Here is a 14,961-nt window from a genome sequence, read left to right on the forward strand (position 1 = left end):
CTGCGGCGGTCAGGGGGCCACCTCCGCCAGGGCCCGCGGGACCTCCCCCGGCAGCTCGCGGGCGAGGAAGCCCAGCCGGCCCACGGACGAGGCCAGCCGCTCGCCCGCCCGGCCGTGCAGCCAGGCCGCCCACACCGCCGCCTGGGCCGGCTCGGCCCCCCGGGCGAGCAGGCCGCCGGTGATGCCGGCGCGCACGTCCCCGGAGCCGGAGACACCCAGGCCGGCGTTCCCGCTGTCGTCGCGCCAGATCCGGCCGTCGGGCGTGGCGATCCACGAGGTCGCCCCGCCCAGGCCGACCACCCCCTTGGTCCGGGCGGCGAGGTCGGCCGCGGATCCCGCCGGGTCCTCGTCGACCTCGTCCTCCTCGACGTGCAGGGAGTGGGCGGCCTCGGTCGGGTTGGGCGTGAGCACGACCCGCCCCTCGAGGTGGTGCACGCAACCCTCGTCGGCGGTGACCGCCGCGAGGCCGAGCGCGTCCAGGGCGAGCGGACCGCGCAGGTGCGGCAGCAGCCGCTCGCCGAACGCCTGGGTCGCCTCCTTGTCCGCCATGCCCGGGCCGATCAGCACGGCGTCCGCGGCCTCGGCGAGCTCGCGCACGACCTCGGCGGCCTCCGGGGCGATCGCGCCCCCGTCGGTCTCGGGGAGCGCCCGGACCAGGGCCTCGGGCAGCGCGGTGGCGACGTGCGGCGCCATCGCTGCGATCGTGGCCACCTGGAGCTTGCCCGCGCCGGCCCGCATCGCCGCCTCGGCGGCCAGCAGGACCGCGCCGAGGGTCTCGGTGCTGCCGCCGATCACCAGGATCGAACCGCGGGCGTTCTTGCCCCCGGCCGGCTCGGGCAGCGGCCACCCCCTCAGCACCTCGGGGGTGACGGTGGTCGGGTCAGGCCTGTTCGACGGCATCGGGCTCCTCGGTGACGTGCTCGTGCTCGGCGACCAGGTGGTCCACCTCGTTGAAGGCGACGAGCCGGAAGCTCCCCGAGTCCTCCCGCTCGTACCGGGTCAGCGAGGCGTTGGCCACCTGCTCCTCCCGGTCGACGACGAGCAGTTCCTGCTCGGTCAGCTCCTCCAGCACGTAGCGGAACACCATGATCACCGCCTGGTGCGCGAAGACCACGAGCCGCTCGCAGTCGTGCCGCAGGCCCTCGGTGGCCAGCAGGCTGCGGATGCGCAGGGCGACGTCGGCCCAGCTCTCGCCGCCGGGCGGCCGGTAGTAGAACTTGCCCAGCAGGTCGCGGCGCGCGGCCTCGTCGGGGAACTGCTCGCGGATGCCGGCGCCGGTCATCCGGTCGAAGGCACCGAAGTCACGCTCCCGCAGCCGCTCGTCGGTGCGCACCCGGATGCCCAGGTCCGCCGTCGCCAGGCGGGCGGTGGTCAGCGCGCGCTCGAACGGGGAGCTGAGCACCGCCGTCGGCCGCTGGTCCTCCGGCAGCGCGGCCAACCAGGCGCCCAGCGCCTCGGCCTGGGCGCGGCCGGTGTCGGACAGGGGGACGTCGGGGTCGCGCACGTCGAGGTCCAGGCGACCCGCGCCGGCCTCCTGGGCCTGTGCGTCAGCGACGTTCCCCACGCTCTCGCCGTGCCGCACGAGCCACAGCACCGACGGACCCGGTTCCTGGCCGGCCACCCGTCACCTCCCGTCCTCGCGCCGCGCCCTGCGGGCATCCGCTGGCCGGTAGCCGCGCGCGAGGCCCCCGAAACCGTCACCACCCCGAGGCAGGATGGCGCCGTGACGCTGCCGACGGACCTCCCGGTTCTCCCCTTCGCCGACCAGACCGCCCTCGAGGCCTGGCTCGAGGAGCACCACGAGACCGCCCCCGGGCTGTACGTCAAGATCGCCAAGAAGGGCACCGGAATCCCCTCGATCGCCTGGGCCGGCATGGTCGAGGTGCTGCTCTGCTTCGGGTGGATCGACGGCCGGGCCAATCGGATCGACGACACCTGGTACGTGCAGCGGATCACGCCGCGGCGGCCGAAGAGCGTCTGGTCGGCCAAGAACGTGACCACGGTGGAGCGGCTGACCGCCGAGGAGCGGATGCGTCCGGCCGGGCTCGCGGCGGTCGAGGCGGCGAAGGCCGACGGCCGCTGGGAGCGCGCCTACGCCGGGCCGGCCACGATCACCGTGCCCGACGACCTCGCCGCCGCGCTGGACGCGGTCCCCGCCGCGCGGGCGGCGTTCGACGGACTGGACGGGCAGAACCGGTACGCCGTCCTCTGGCGGGTGCAGACGGCGAACACCGACAAGACCCGGGCGAAGCGCATCTCCGCGCTCGTCGAGATGCTCGCCTCCGGCGACACCCTGCACTGAGGGGGCTCACCCGGGGTGGCGGCTGGGCCGCTCGCGCCAGAACGTGGCGTCCCGCCGTCGCCACCAGAGCATGAGGACCACTCCGGCCGCCATGACGCCGACGCCGATCACCAGGGGCGGGCCCACGCCGAACCACGCCTGGCCGGTGTAGGAGTTCTCCGCGTCGGCGAGGTCGCGCACCGAGAGCACGAGCAGCCAGGCGAGCATCCCGGCGCCGACCAGCGGGCCGACCCCGAGCAGGAGCAGGTCCCGCACGCTGCGCAGCAGCCGCCGGCGGAAGTACACGGCGCAGGCCAGGCCCGTGAGGGCGTAGTACAGCGCGATCAGCAGCGAGAGCCCGGTGATCGAGTCGAAGAGCGCGTTCTCGCTGACCAGGCCCACCCCGAGGTACCAGGCCACCCCCACGCCGGCGACCCACCAGGTGGAGACGTCGGGGGTGCGCCGCGTGGGCGAGATCGAGGCGAAGCGGCGGGGGAGGGCGGCCCGGCGGGCCATGGACAGGCCGGTGCGCGATGCCGGGATGATCGTCGTCTGGGTGGAGGCGATGGCCGAGGTGGCGACGGCGAGCAGCACCACCCAGTCCCAGCCGCCGAGCGCTTGCGTCGACAGCAGCGCGAACACCGCCTCCTCCTCGTCGGCGTTCGCGGCCAGCCAGCCGGTGCCGGCGAAGGCGAGCACGGCCGTCGCCACGCCCAGGTAGGTGACGAGCAGGACGACGGTCGACCAGACGCCGGCCCGGCCCGGCGCCCGCAGCCGGTCGCGGGTCTCCTCGGTGAGGTTGACCGCGGACTCTCAGCCCCAGTAGGCGAAGACGCCCAGGAGCAGCCCGCTGGTCAGCGACGCACCCCCGGAACCGAAGGGGTCCAGCCAGCTCCATGCAGGGTCCAGCCCGCCGAAGGGGCTGTCCCCGCCGAGGCCCCTGACCAGGGCGACGACCGCGAACACCAGCAGGGCGAGGGTCTGGGCGACGATCAGGCCGTTCTGCAGCCGGGAGGAGAGCTCGGTGCCCCGCACGCAGATGGCGGCCATGAGCACCACGAGCAGCACGGACAGGCCCATGACGACCGGCGTCGACTCCGTCCAGCCGTCGAGGCCGGCGGCCAGCAGGGTGAACCGGACACCCACCTCGGCCAGCGACCCGAGCACCAGGACGCCGGTCATCGCGATCGCCCAGCCGGCGATCCAGCCCGTCCAGGGACCCATCGCCCGCGTCACCCAGGAGAACGTCGTCCCGCAGTCGGGGTCGACGCGGTTGAGGGCCGCGAACGCCCCTGCGATGAGCAGCATCGGCAGAAAGGAGGCCAGCAGGACACCGGGGGCGTGCACGCCCACGAGGGCCACGACGGGTCCGAGGACGGCGGCCAGCGAGTAGGCCGGCGAGGTGGCCGCGAGGCCGATGACCAGGGTGTCGAGGAAGCCGACGGCGTCAGGCCGCAGGGTCGCCGGCGCCCCGGGGGCGCTCGCGGGAGCCGTCACCCCGCGATTGTCCTCAGCCGGTGAGGCGGACGCCGAACCGGTAGCCGTTCTGGTCGACGCTCGTCACGGCGACCGGCTTCCCGTAGGTGCGCGCGTGCACGATCATCCCGTTGCCGATGTAGAGGGCCACGTGGCTGATCGGCGTGTAGTAGAAGACCAGGTCGCCGGGCTGCAGCTCGTCACGGGAGACCTGCCGGCCGAGCTGGGACTGCGCGCGGCTCGAGTGCGGCAGCGAGACCCCGGCAGCGCGGTAGGCGAACGACGTGAGCCCCGAGCAGTCGAACGCGTCCGGGCCGGTGCCGCCACCGGCGTACCGGTCGCCCACCTGGGCCAGCGCGGTCGCGATCGCAACGGCGGCGGCCGAGCCCGGCGCGACCGGCAGCTCGGCGACCGCCGGGGCGTCGAGTGAACGGCCGGCGACGGCGGTGGTCACGCGTGCCTGCTCGGTGGCGGAGAGCCGGGCGAAATCGGCCTGGTAGGCGGCGGCCCGCTTCTGCACGTCCGCCTTCTGCTCCTGCAGCTGCCGGAGCCCGGCCTCGGCCGTGGCCGTGGCCTCGTCGGCGGCGGCCTGCGCCTGCTGTGCCGCGGTCTTGGCCGCGGCCGCCTGCGAGACGACGGCGTTGGTGTGCGCGGCGATCATGTCCAGCGTCGTCATCTGCTGGACGAGTTCGTCGGCGGAGTCGCTGGTGAGCATCGCGGCGACCCGCGACTGCGTCTTGCCCGTGTAGCCGCTCTTCGCGATGGCGCGCAGCTGCGGTTCGAACACGGCCAGGGCGGCCTGCGCGGCGGCGGCCTGCTCCGCCGCGACGCGCGCCGCCTCCTGCTGGTCCTGGACGGCGATCTCGGCCTCGTGGACCTGCTCGTCGACGACGGTCAGCTCCTGCGCCGCTTCCTGCACGAGGCGGGAGGCCTCGGCGGCGGTGGTCGGGGCGGCGCCGGCCGGCGAGGGTGCGAGCACTCCCGCGGCCGTGGCGACGAGCGCGGCGGCCATCGCGAGGAAGGCGCGGGAGCGGCGACGCGGGGTCGTGCGTGCGGACTGCACGGTCGGCCTCCGATCAGCTGCGCCGGTGCCGGGGAAGGGCACTGTTCTTTGCGCGTCGGTACGCACCGTAGGGACGATGTGTCGACCCGTTACGAACGGCGCGCGGTTGCGGACCGCTGCTCCCACCTCGTCCGCCCCATGCGACCCAGCCATCACGTGGCTCACACGGGCGCCACGCGTCGGGGGTATACGGCCCCGGATGCACCGAAGCCCCGCCGCGATGGTGCGTGCGGCGGGGCTGGGCGGGCGGGTGGTGCCACCCGGAAGGACTCGTTCAGCCGGCGAGCGGCTCCTGCACCTGCAGGCCGGCGATGGTCTGGAAGTCGCGGAGGATCGAAGAGAGCTCCTCGGCCGTCCACGCCTCGCAGCAGTCGCAGCCACCCTCGGCGTGGCTGACCAGCCCGAGGCGGCCCCCGGCCTGGTCCTCGTCGATGGCGAGATTGCCCGCCGACGGGTGGCGGTGGCAGGCGCAGGCTGCGGCGCAGAGGCCCAGGCCCCAGCCGGAGATGACGACCGTGTGGCCGTCGTCCCGGACCTTGCCGATCTGGAAGACGGACGGCTTGTGACTCCTGCTCACGGAGTCCTCCCCTCGACAGCCCGTTCCGGAGAGCCGGGCCCGTGTGCGTGTACGTAATAGGAGCTACTGAAGGTTTCGGCAGGATCGGACCTGGGGTAAAGCCTTCGGCCACACCAATTTCGACACCCACGGTAGCCCCGCCCGCACGGGCCGTCGCCGTCACAACTCCCCATCCCTCGCGGGGAGGGTTGTCGGAACTCCACCGGTCGGAACCGTTCCGGTGACTGGTGGGGCGCGCGTGCCGGCCGTGGCGGAGCGCCCTAGCTGGCGGGCGAGACCGAGCTCATGTTGAAGTCCGGCACCCGGAGCATCGGCATGGCCGCACGGGTGAACCAGTCGTTCCACTCCCGCGGCAGGGTGCGCTCGGTGCGGCTGGCCTGCACCGTCCGGGCGAGGAGGTCGACCGGCGACTCGTTGAACCGGAAGTTGTTCACCGCGCCGGTCACCTCACCGCCCTCGACGAGGAACACGCCGTCCCGGGTGAGCCCGGTCAGCAGCAGCGTCTGCGGGTCGACCTCGCGGATGTACCAGAGCGTCGTCAGCAGCAGGCCGCGCTCCGTGGCCGCCACCATCTCGTCGGGTGCGACCGTCGCCGAGCGGTCCTCGAGGATCAGGTTGTCGACGGCGACGGTCGCCGGCGCGGTCTGCTTCAGCGCCCAGGCGCGCGGGCGGACCAGGTTGGTGAGGACGCCGTCGGTGATCCAGTCGATCGGCGGCGCGGCCAGCCCGTTGTCGAAGACCGAGGCCGCGCCCGACGAGGCGGGCACCACCTGGAACGGCGCGGCCTCCAGTCCTGGATGGGCCGGGTCGCTGCGCAGGGTGAGCGGGAGCTCGGCCAGCCGGTCGCCGATGCGGTTGCCGCCACCGGTGCGGGCGAAGACGTTCCGGCCCTCGTCGGCGTCCCGGGCCTCCATGGTCCAGTACAGGTAGATCATGAGGTCGCTGACGGCGGACGGCGGGAGCAGCGTCTCGTAGCGGCCGGCCGGCAGGTCGATGCGCCGTCGCGACCAGCCCATCTTCCGCTCGACATCGGCCGCGAGCGCGGCGACGGAGACGTCGCGGAAGTCGCGGGTACTGGTGCCCGACCACACCGACCGCGCGAAGTCGGTGCTCTTGCCGTTGAGCTCCACCCGCCCCGTGGGCTGGTCGGTGCGCAGCCGCAGCCCGGTCGAGCTGCCCAGATAGGTGGTTCTCATGACGTGCTCGGCGAAGCCGAAGAGCAGCTCCTCCCGGTCGCGGGCCTCGCCGAAGGCCTGGCCCAGCGCCGGCGCGAACTCCTCGAACACCGCGATCGAGGTCTCCGCGGGGTCGGCCGACCAGTCGCCGTTGCCCGGCGGCTCCTCCGCGACCAGCGGCACGGCGTCCTCGGCGGGGCCGGCGTCCCGGGCCGCCCGCTCGCTGGCGGTCACCAGCTCCGCGATGTCCGGCGTCCCCGTGCGGGACACGGAGGCCGAGGCCATCCCGGCGCCGCCGTCGACGAAGGAGACGACGACGACCGAGCGCGAGCGCATCGCCCCGTTGGTGGTGAGGCTGTTGCCCGCCCACCGCAGGTTCGCCTCGGAGTGCTCGGTGACGTAGGTGATCTGGAAGTCCGCAGTCGAGGCGGCCAGCGCCTGCTCGACGAGCTCCTGCGCGGAGCGGTGCAGGCTCATCGGCCGGCCTCCTGGACGGTGTTGAGCACCGACACCTGGTCGAAGCGCGCGGTGGGGCAGCCGTGGCTCACCGGCGCCACCTGCCCCGGCTGGGCCTTGCCGCAGTTGAAGGCGCCGCCGAGCACGTAGGTCTGCGGCCCGCCGACGACCGACATGGACCCCCAGAAGTCCGTCGTCGTCGCCTGGTAGGCGACGTCGCGCAGCTGGCCGGCGAGCCTGCCGCCCTCGATCTTGTAGAACCGCTGGCCGGTGAACTGGAAGTTGTAGCGCTGCATGTCGATCGACCAGCTCTTGTCCCCGACGACGTAGATGCCGCGGTCGACGCCGGCGATGATCTCCTCGGCCGAGGGCCCGTCGGGGGCCGGCCGCAGCGAGACGTTGGCCATCCGCTGCACCGGCACGTGCCCCGGGGAGTCGGCGAACGCGCAGCCGTTGGAGCGCGGCATCCCGCGCAGCCGGGCCATGTTCCGGTCCACCTGGTAGCCCACGAGGACGCCGTCCTTCACGATGTCCCACTCCTGGCCCGCGACGCCCTCGTCGTCCCAGCCGATGGTGGACAGCCCGTGCGCGGCGGTGCGGTCGCCGGTGACGTGCATCAGCGGCGAGCCGTACTGCAGCGAGCCGAGCAGGTCGGGCGTCGCGAACGAGGTGCCGGCGTACGCCGCCTCGTAGCCGAGCGCCCGGTCCAGCTCGGTGGCGTGGCCGATGGACTCGTGGATGGTCAGGAACAGGTTCGACGGGTCGATGACCAGGTCGTAGCGGCCGGGATCGACCGACGGCGCCTTGGTCTTCTCGCGCAGCAGTTCGGGGATCTCGGCGAGTTCGGCGCGCCAGTCCCAGCCGGTGCCCGTGAGGTACTCCCAGCCGCGGCCCACCGGCGGCGCCAGGGTGCGCATGCTCTCGAACTGGCCGGTGGCGCGGTCGACGGTGAGCGCCGTGAACTCGGGATGGATGCGGACCCGCTGCTGGCGGGTGCGGGTGCCGGCGGTGTCGGCGTAGTACTTCTGCTCCTTCACGTGCATGCAGCTGCTCTGCACGTGCTCGACCCCGTCGGCCGCGAGCAGCCGCTCCGAGAGCTCGGTGAGCAGGCCGGTCTTCTCCGGGTCGGGGATCTCGAACGGGTCGATGTCGTAGTCCGAGACCCACGTGGCGTCCGGGTACACCGGCTCGGGCGCCAGCTCCACGCGGTCGCTGTTGATGGCCGCGGACACCTTCGCCACGGCGATCGCCTCCTCGGCCAGCCGCACGGCCTCCGCGGCGGTGAGGACGACGCCGGCGGCGAAGCCCCAGGTGCCCTCGTGCACGACCCGCACGGAGAGGCCCAGGTCCTCGCCGTCGGTCACCGCCTCGGGGCGGGCGTCACGCAGGCTGATCGTCTGGGTGCGGATCCGCTCGACCCGGATGTCGGCGTGCTCGCAGCCCAGGTCCACCGCGCGGGTGAGCGCGGCGTCGGTGAGCGCGGACAGGGGCAGGGCGAGGAAGGACTCGTCGACGGCGCGTGCTGGCACGCGGCCTGTCTACCAGCCCCCGACGCCCACGAGATCTGCACAGTCGCACCCATCAGCGCCCTGATGGGGGCGAGTGTGCAGATCTGGTCGCGGGTAGGCGACCGGCATGGCCGGACCTGCGGACGACGTGACGATGACCTTCGGCGGCACCGCGACGATGCTGCTGCGGATCGGCGGGTTCACGCTGCTGACCGATCCCAACTTCCTGCACCGCGGCGACCGCGCCCACCTGGGCTACGGCCTGCGGGCCAAGCGCCTGACCGAGCCGGCGCTGCAGCCGACCCAGCTGCCGGCGCTCGACGGGATCCTGCTGTCGCACATGCACGGCGACCACTGGGACCGCATCGCGACGAGGTCGCTGCCCAAGGGGACGCCGGTGGTCACGACCTCGGAGGCCGCGACGTGCCTCGCCAGACGCGGCTTCTCCGGCACCGCGGACCTGCAGCCCTGGCAGACCCACGAGTTCACCCGGGGGACCGACACCCTGCGGATCACCGCGGTGCCCGGCGTGCACGGCCCCGGGCCGCTGGCGAAGCTGCTGCCCTCGGTCATGGGCAGCGTGGTCGAGCTCATCCGGGACGGCGGCGCGGTCTCCTGGCGCGGGTACATCAGCGGCGACACCCTCTACCGGCCGTTCCTCGGCGAGGTCCTGGAGCGCTGCGGTCCGCTCGACGTGCTCATCCCGCACCTGGGCGGGACGAAGGCGCTCGGTCTCACCGTGACCATGGACGCCCGGCAGGGCGCCGACCTCGTCGAGCTCCTGAAGCCGCCGGTCACCGTGCCGGTGCACTACGACGACTACGACCGCTTCAGGAGCCCGCTCGGTGACTTCGTCGCCGAGGTCGGCCGCCGGGAACTGCCGGGCAGCGTCCGCACCGTGCAGCGCGGCGAGACGATCAGCCTCCGCGCCTGATGGACGAGATCTGCACAGTCGCCCCCATCAGCGCCCTGGTGAGGGCCGATGTGCAGATCTCGTCGTCCGACTCAGCGGGCGAGGAGCTCGTCGAGCTTGGCGTAGCCCTCGGTGACGCCGACCTCCATGCCGCTGGCGACGAAGCCGTCGCGGCCCTCGAACGAGTCGACCAGCGAGGTCGAGGTGAGGCGGGTGCGCCCGTTCCCGAGGTCCTCGAGGACGAGCTTCTCCAGAGCGACGTCGTCGGGCATGCCCTCGAAGGCGAACGTCTGCACGATCAGCTCGTTCTCGCGCACCTCGTGGAAGACGCCGTTGAAGCCGTAGTCCTCGCCGTCCTGCGACATCACGTAGCGGTAGGAGCCGCCGGTCCGGCAGTCGTGCCGATCGATCCGGATCTCCATGCCCTTGGGGCCGGTCCACTGCGCGAAGAGCTCCGGGTCGACGTGCGCCCGGAAGACGTCGGCGGGCGGTGCGTCGAACTCGCGGGTGATCCGGACGAGCGGGACGTCGGGGTCGACGACGATCTGGGTCTCGCGGTGCGTGGTGCTGGTCATGGCTGTCCTTCCAGGGACGGGGGGTCGGCATCCGGCATCGATCGCAGGACGTCGTCGAGACGGCGGTAGCGCTCCTCGGCCTGGCGCCGGTAGCGCTCGATCCACGTGGTCATCAGGTCGAACACCTCGGCCTCGAGGTGCACCGGGCGGCGCTGGGCCTCCCGGCTGCGGCTCACCAGGCCGGCGTCCTCGAGCACCTTGAGGTGCTTGGAGACGGCCTGGACGGTCACGTCGTAGGGCGCGGCGAGCTCGTTGACCGTGGCGTCGCCGACCGCGAGCCGCGCCACGATGTCCCGCCGGGTGGGGTCGGCCAGCGCCGAGAACACCCGGGAGAGCGGATCCGCCACCAGGTTCCTCCTCTTCCTCAACCTTTCGGTTGAAGAGGACGCTAGCGCCGCGCGGCCGACGTGGTCAACCGTTTGGTTGAGAAAGCTGATCGGCGCCCGGCGGCCGCCAGCCGAGGACGCCGTCCAGCTGCCGGGCGGCCAGACCACCGATCCCGCCACCGACGACGACGGCCGCCGGCGCCGGGCCGCGGGTCACCCCGCCGCCAGCCGGGCCGCTCGCTCGGCGACGTCGCGTCGCGAGGCGTCGGCGTCCACCCGCGTCGAGACGCCGTCACGGACCACGGGCTCCCCGCCGACCCAGACGTCGCGCACGTGCCGGCCGTCGGCCGACCAGACCAGGTGGGCCAGCAGGTCGGCCGGGTCGCCGACCGGCTCGAAGACCAGGTCGCGGGTGTCGACGTGCACGAGGTCGGCCCGGCGTCCGGCCTCCAGCACGCCCAGGTCGGGACGACCCACGGCATCGGCCGCCGCGCCGGTGGCCAGCCAGAACGCCTCGGCCGCGGAGAGCGCGGTGGCCGCCCCCTCGCGCAGCCGCGCCATGGCTGCGGCCAGGCGCAGGTCGGCCAGCAGGTCGAGGGAGTCGTTCGACGCCGGGCCGTCGGTACCGAGCCCGAGACGGATCCCGCGGTCCAGCATGTCGCGCACGCGGGCGACACCGCTGGCCAGCTTGGCGTTGCTGGCCGGGCAGTGCGCGACGGCGACGTCGTACTCGCGCCACAGCTCGAGGTCGTCGTCGTCCATGTGCACGCAGTGGGCGGCCAGGACGCGGCCGCCGAGCACTCCCTGCGCCGCCAGCAGCGCCGGCACGGACATCCCGTGGGCGGCGAGCAGATCGGCGCCCTCGGTCGTGGTCTCGGCGACGTGCAGGCTCACGAGCAGGCCGTGCTCGCGGGCGGCTGCGGCGGCGTCCCGGAGCACGGGCAGCGGCACGGTGTAGGCGGCGTGCGGCCCCAGTCCGTACTCCACCCGCCCGTCACCGGACGCGCCGGTGGCCAGCGCCACGGCGGCGGCGAGCTGCTCCTCCATCGGGGGCATCCCCGGCAGCGGCAGCAGCGGCGTGGCGATGACCGCACGGGCGCCCGTCGTGCCGACCGCGGCGGCGATCCGCTCGGGGTGGAAGTACATCTCCACGCTGGTGGTGATGCCGTTGCCCAGCATCTCGGCCGACGCCGCGGTCATGGCGGCCTCGACGTCCTCGGGAGTCAGGCGTGCCTCGCGGGGCCACATGACGTCCTGGAGCCAGCGGTCCAGCGGCAGGCCCTCGCCCTGGCCGCGGAACAGCGCCATGGGGGCGTGCGAATGGGTGTTGACCAGGCCGGGGGTCAGGACGCCGGGCAGGGCCACGACCTCGGCATCCCCGGCGTCCGGGGCCTCCGGAGCCGGACCGAGCCAGGTGATCGCGCCGTCCTCGACGTCCAGGACGACATCGGGGACGACGGTGCCGGCGCGGTTCCCGACCACGGCCGCCCGGGCGGTGAAGCGCTGGCGCATACCTCGGGACGGTAGTGCCGCCGTCGGTGCGCGTCGCGGCAGCGCGCAGGAGGCGCGATACCGTGGGCGCCGTGGACCTCCTCACCGCCGCCGACGAGGGAGGGATCACCGGTTTCCTGCTCGACCTCGTGAACTCCCTGGGACCGGTGGGGGTGGGGCTGGCCATCCTGGCCGAGACCGTGATCCCCCCGATCCCCAGCGAGGCGGTCCTCGGGCTGGCCGGCGTGCTGATCAACGACGGCGAGATGGAGGTCGTGCCGGTCATCCTCTTCGCGACCCTCGGATCACTCCTCGGCGCGACGTTCTTCTACTACGTCGGACGGGCGCTCGGCCCGCGGCGCTCGCACGCCTTCCTCGACCGGCTGCCGCTGGTGGAGACGGCGGACGTGGACAAGACCTTCGAGTGGTTCGAGCGGCACGGGCGTTCGGCGGTGTTCTTCGGCCGCATGGTGCCGATCGTGCGCAGTTTCATCTCGGTACCGGCGGGGGTCGTGCGGATGCCGATCGGCCAGTTCCTGCTCTTCACCGCCGGCGGCAGCCTGATCTGGAACAGCGTGCTCATCGGCCTGGGCGTGGCCGCCGGCGACTTCGTGCAGGAGAACCTGCAGTACCTGGACTACGCGGTGGTCGTCGCCGTGGTCGTCGCCGTGACCTGGTTCGCCTACAAGAAGCTCAGCGGCGGGCTGCAACGCCCGCCGACGGCCGGAGCGCACCTGCCGGCGGACGAGCGTGACGAGCCATGACCGACCTGGTCGACACCCCGCACGGCCCGGCCCGTGTGGTCTCCGCCGGGGACGGGAGCGCGGGCACCCTCGTGCTGGGGCACGGCGCCGGTGGGGGGTCGGAGTCCCCGGACCTCGACGCCGTGGCCCTCGAGGCGGCCGACGCCGGCTGGCTCGTGCACCGGGTCGACCAGCCGTGGCGGGTGGCCGGCAAGCGCATCGCGCCGGCGCCGCCGCGGCTGGACGAGGCCTGGGGAGCGGTGCTGGACCGGCTGCGCCTCCAGGACCGGCTGCCCGGCCGCCTGGTGCTGGGTGGCCGGAGCGCGGGGGCGCGGGTCGCCTGCCGCACCGCTGCCGCCGAAGGTGCGGCCGGGGTCCTGGCGCTCGCCTTCCCCCTGCACCCGCCGGGCAGGCCGGAGAAGACCCGGGCGCCCGAACTCACCGGCGTGGCCGTCCCGTTCGTCGTCGTCCAGGGCGAGACGGACGCGATGGGTCGGCCCGAGCACGTCGCCGCCGCGCTCACCGGGATCGGGCACGCCTCGGTCTACGCGGTGCCCGGCGACCACTCGCTGAAGAAGAACACGGGGCTGGTGGCCGCCGCGGCGCTCTCCTGGCTCACCGAGGTTCTCCCCGCCTGACCGCTGCCCGCGGTGCCGACAGGGGTCAGCCGTGCCGACGACGACGGCGGCGCACCAGCAGGACGACGGCGAGCACCGCCGCCGCGGCGCCCACCGCGGGGGCGTAGCGAGCGGGTGAGCTCGCGCCGGACACCTCGAGCAGGTCGATCGGCTCCGGCCGGGCCGCCGGTGCGGGCTCGGCAGGAGGAGTGGGCCGGGCCGCGGGCACGCTCCGGACCGGAGCGCCCGTGGCCGGGCGGGCAGGAGGTGCCGACGACCCCGTGGGCGGGCCACTGGGCCGCTTCGCACCCGCGGGTACGGAGTCCCGGGCAGGAGCGGCCTTCGCGGCGGGGGCTGCGGGCGTCTCCTTCGCGGCCTTCTTCGCCGGCGCAGCCTTCGCGGGCGCAGCCTTCGCGGGCGCAGCCTTCGCGGGCGCAGCCTTCGCGGGCGCGGTTTTCGCGGGCGCCGTCTTCTTGGCGGCCGCCGTCTTCTTGCCCGCGGCGGCCTTCTTGGCCGGCTTCTCCTCGGCCGGCGCCGCCGATTCGGTCACCTTCTCCGTCGCCCCGGCCGCCGCCTTCTTCGTGGCGGCCGCCGCCTTCTTCACCGCGGCCGTCGCGGCGCCGTCGCCGGGCACCTGCTCCACCGAGGCGGCGATCTCCTCGACCGCTCCCGTGGCCGTCGCGGCGGCCTTCGCCACCGGTCCCGGGGCGGACGCGGGGGAGGAGCCCAGCTGCGCGGCGAGCTTGTCGGCGAACTGGCCGAGCAGCTTGCTGCCGACGTCGGTCATCACGCCCTTGCCGAACTGGGCCGGCCGGCCGGTGATGGTCAGATCGGTGACGACGTCCACCCGCGTCGTCGCACCCTCCGCCGCCAGGGTGGCGGTGATGAGCGCCGTGGCGGTGCCGTTGCCCCGCTGGTCCTTGCCGCGGGCGTCGATCACCGCGCGGTGCGCCGCCTCGTCCTTCACCGTGACCGTGGCCGTACCCTGGTAGGTCAGGTTGATCGGGCCGAGCTTGACCTTCATCTCGCCGGTGGCGCGGTCGCCGGCCACGGAATCGAGCGTGGCCCCGGGCATGCAGGGGACCACCCGCTCGACGTCGAGCAGCACCCGCCACGCCTCGTCGACGGGCAGGGGCACGCGGAACGAGTTCTCCAGTTGCACGGCTGGATCCTCCTGGGGCTGCGTACCTCGGGGCCCGCGGCAGAAGCGGGGCCGGGGCGGGACGGACGAGTACGGACCGGCGGCAGCCCGACGCTACCGTCCGACCCCTTCCCCGTGACCACGACGCGAAAGCGCCTGGTTCTTATGATGTCCCCCGTCCGGGTGCGCCTGCAGAGCCCGCTGGGGCTGCTGTGCCGGTTCCGGGCCGGCCGGCGGCCGGGCGGGCAGCAGCGCCCGCGCGGATCGCGCGCGCACCGCCCCTGCCCACAGCCCCGCCCCGTAGGCGAGGTCGTCGAGGCGTCGCGCCAGGACGAAACGGACCGGTCCCACCCGGTGCCGCTGCGGCCACCACGCCAGCAGCCCCTCGGCCACGGCGACGGCCGCCACGCGCCGGCGCACGCGCGGGGAGAGCACGGCGGCCGCGAAGGCCAGCGGCCAGTGGTGGCGGGTGACCGTGCGGGCCAGCGCCCGTGCAGCCGAACCGGTGCTGCGCACGGTCAGGGCGGCGGCCAGTCCGGACGGCGGCCGCTCGCCGGGGCGGGCCAGCCGCCGCGCCAGGCGCGCCGCCCTCGCCCCGAGCAGGCCGAGGGCCACCGCG

15 protein-coding genes and 2 pseudogenes are annotated in these 14,961 nt (G+C 74.1%); 4 read left to right on the forward strand and 13 right to left on the reverse strand.

Translation table 11 applies throughout. The annotated features are described in order from the left end of the window. Window positions 1-9 precede the first annotated feature (9 nt). On the reverse strand, window positions 10-900 hold the full coding sequence (locus tag BN344_RS12735; protein WP_040338768.1) for an NAD(P)H-hydrate dehydratase: 891 nt from the start codon (window positions 898-900) through the stop codon (window positions 10-12). Further along, entirely contained in the window at window positions 881-1,621 is a 741-nt protein-coding gene (locus tag BN344_RS12740) for a histidine phosphatase family protein (protein WP_040338769.1), read from the reverse strand. Before BN344_RS12740 ends, BN344_RS12735 begins: the two co-directional genes overlap by 20 nt. Before the next feature lie 102 nt (window positions 1,622-1,723). On the opposite strand from BN344_RS12740, the gene BN344_RS12745 reads away from it, so the two are divergent. Beyond that, window positions 1,724-2,302: a YdeI/OmpD-associated family protein gene (locus tag BN344_RS12745; protein WP_040338770.1), complete on the forward strand. Its 579-nt coding sequence runs from the start codon at window positions 1,724-1,726 to the stop codon at window positions 2,300-2,302. 6 nt (window positions 2,303-2,308) lie between these two features. Here BN344_RS12745 and BN344_RS20755 read toward each other — a convergent pair. The 5 genes and pseudogenes from BN344_RS20755 to BN344_RS12770 all read right to left on the reverse strand — a co-directional run bounded on the left by BN344_RS20755 (window position 2,309) and on the right by BN344_RS12770 (window position 8,557). After that, window positions 2,309-3,778: pseudogene (locus BN344_RS20755) on the reverse strand (APC family permease). 13 nt (window positions 3,779-3,791) lie between these two features. Further along, on the reverse strand, window positions 3,792-4,820 hold the full coding sequence (locus BN344_RS12755) for a C40 family peptidase (protein ID WP_040338771.1): 1,029 nt from the start codon (window positions 4,818-4,820) through the stop codon (window positions 3,792-3,794). A 274-nt stretch (window positions 4,821-5,094) separates the two neighbouring features. Continuing rightward, window positions 5,095-5,397, reverse strand: a complete 303-nt coding sequence (locus BN344_RS12760) for a hypothetical protein (protein ID WP_040338772.1) — start codon at window positions 5,395-5,397, stop codon at window positions 5,095-5,097. Between the two features lie 260 nt (window positions 5,398-5,657). Continuing rightward, window positions 5,658-7,049 (reverse strand): metallopeptidase TldD-related protein, encoded by a 1,392-nt coding sequence (locus BN344_RS12765; protein ID WP_040338773.1) that lies wholly within the window; start codon window positions 7,047-7,049, stop codon window positions 5,658-5,660. Further along, on the reverse strand, window positions 7,046-8,557 hold the full coding sequence (locus BN344_RS12770; RefSeq protein ID WP_040338774.1) for a TldD/PmbA family protein: 1,512 nt from the start codon (window positions 8,555-8,557) through the stop codon (window positions 7,046-7,048). The genes BN344_RS12765 and BN344_RS12770 overlap by 4 nt, the downstream gene beginning before the upstream one ends. Window positions 8,558-8,663: 106 nt before the next feature. Here BN344_RS12770 and BN344_RS12775 point away from each other — a divergent pair, with 106 nt between their 5' ends. Continuing rightward, window positions 8,664-9,470 carry an MBL fold metallo-hydrolase gene (locus BN344_RS12775; RefSeq protein WP_040338775.1) on the forward strand — a complete coding sequence of 269 codons (807 nt, stop codon included), beginning with the start codon at window positions 8,664-8,666 and terminating at the stop codon, window positions 9,468-9,470. Between the two features lie 71 nt (window positions 9,471-9,541). Here BN344_RS12775 and BN344_RS12780 read toward each other — a convergent pair whose 3' ends face one another. The 4 genes from BN344_RS12780 to BN344_RS12790 form a co-directional block, all read right to left on the reverse strand. Continuing rightward, window positions 9,542-10,024, reverse strand: coding sequence for an SRPBCC family protein (locus BN344_RS12780; protein WP_040338776.1), 483 nt, complete (start codon window positions 10,022-10,024; stop codon window positions 9,542-9,544). Further along, on the reverse strand, window positions 10,021-10,371 hold the full coding sequence (locus BN344_RS12785) for an ArsR/SmtB family transcription factor (RefSeq protein WP_040338777.1): 351 nt from the start codon (window positions 10,369-10,371) through the stop codon (window positions 10,021-10,023). Before BN344_RS12785 ends, BN344_RS12780 begins: the two co-directional genes overlap by 4 nt. 64 nt (window positions 10,372-10,435) lie before the next feature. Further along, on the reverse strand, window positions 10,436-10,567 hold the full coding sequence (locus BN344_RS21055) for a hypothetical protein (RefSeq protein ID WP_269319905.1): 132 nt from the start codon (window positions 10,565-10,567) through the stop codon (window positions 10,436-10,438). Further along, window positions 10,564-11,862: an amidohydrolase family protein gene (locus tag BN344_RS12790; protein WP_040338778.1), complete on the reverse strand. Its 1,299-nt coding sequence runs from the start codon at window positions 11,860-11,862 to the stop codon at window positions 10,564-10,566. The genes BN344_RS21055 and BN344_RS12790 overlap by 4 nt, the downstream gene beginning before the upstream one ends. 71 nt (window positions 11,863-11,933) lie before the next feature. Between BN344_RS12790 and BN344_RS12795 the strand changes: the two genes are divergently transcribed. Together BN344_RS12795 and BN344_RS12800 are read left to right on the forward strand one after the other, a co-directional pair. Then, window positions 11,934-12,605 (forward strand): DedA family protein, encoded by a 672-nt coding sequence (locus BN344_RS12795; RefSeq protein WP_040339216.1) that lies wholly within the window; start codon window positions 11,934-11,936, stop codon window positions 12,603-12,605. Further along, window positions 12,602-13,222 carry an alpha/beta hydrolase family protein gene (locus tag BN344_RS12800; protein WP_040338779.1) on the forward strand — a complete coding sequence of 207 codons (621 nt, stop codon included), beginning with the start codon at window positions 12,602-12,604 and terminating at the stop codon, window positions 13,220-13,222. Before BN344_RS12795 ends, BN344_RS12800 begins: the two co-directional genes overlap by 4 nt. A 25-nt stretch (window positions 13,223-13,247) precedes the next feature. Here BN344_RS12800 and BN344_RS12805 read toward each other — a convergent pair whose 3' ends face one another. Then, complete coding sequence (locus BN344_RS12805) at window positions 13,248-14,363, reverse strand: SRPBCC family protein (protein WP_040338780.1); 1,116 nt, start codon at window positions 14,361-14,363, stop codon at window positions 13,248-13,250. A 93-nt stretch (window positions 14,364-14,456) separates the two neighbouring features. Further along, window positions 14,457-14,961, reverse strand: a pseudogene (locus BN344_RS20760) (hypothetical protein); the annotation flags it as partial.

It is taken from the genome of Candidatus Blastococcus massiliensis AP3 (assembly GCF_000582785.1).
Taxonomy (GTDB): domain Bacteria; phylum Actinomycetota; class Actinomycetes; order Mycobacteriales; family Geodermatophilaceae; genus Blastococcus; species Blastococcus massiliensis.

Excerpts from the sequence above, each read along its gene's own strand:
- BN344_RS12735 (WP_040338768.1), bottom strand. The coding sequence starts at position 900 with ATGCCGTCGAACAGGCCTGACCCGACCACCGTCACCCCCGAGGTGCTG.
- BN344_RS12765 (WP_040338773.1), bottom strand. The coding sequence starts at position 7,049 with ATGAGCCTGCACCGCTCCGCGCAGGAGCTCGTCGAGCAGGCGCTGGCC.
- BN344_RS12775 (WP_040338775.1), top strand. The coding sequence starts at position 8,664 with ATGGCCGGACCTGCGGACGACGTGACGATGACCTTCGGCGGCACCGCG.
- BN344_RS12780 (WP_040338776.1), bottom strand. The coding sequence starts at position 10,024 with ATGACCAGCACCACGCACCGCGAGACCCAGATCGTCGTCGACCCCGAC.
- BN344_RS12790 (WP_040338778.1), bottom strand. The coding sequence starts at position 11,862 with ATGCGCCAGCGCTTCACCGCCCGGGCGGCCGTGGTCGGGAACCGCGCC.
- BN344_RS12800 (WP_040338779.1), top strand. The coding sequence starts at position 12,602 with ATGACCGACCTGGTCGACACCCCGCACGGCCCGGCCCGTGTGGTCTCC.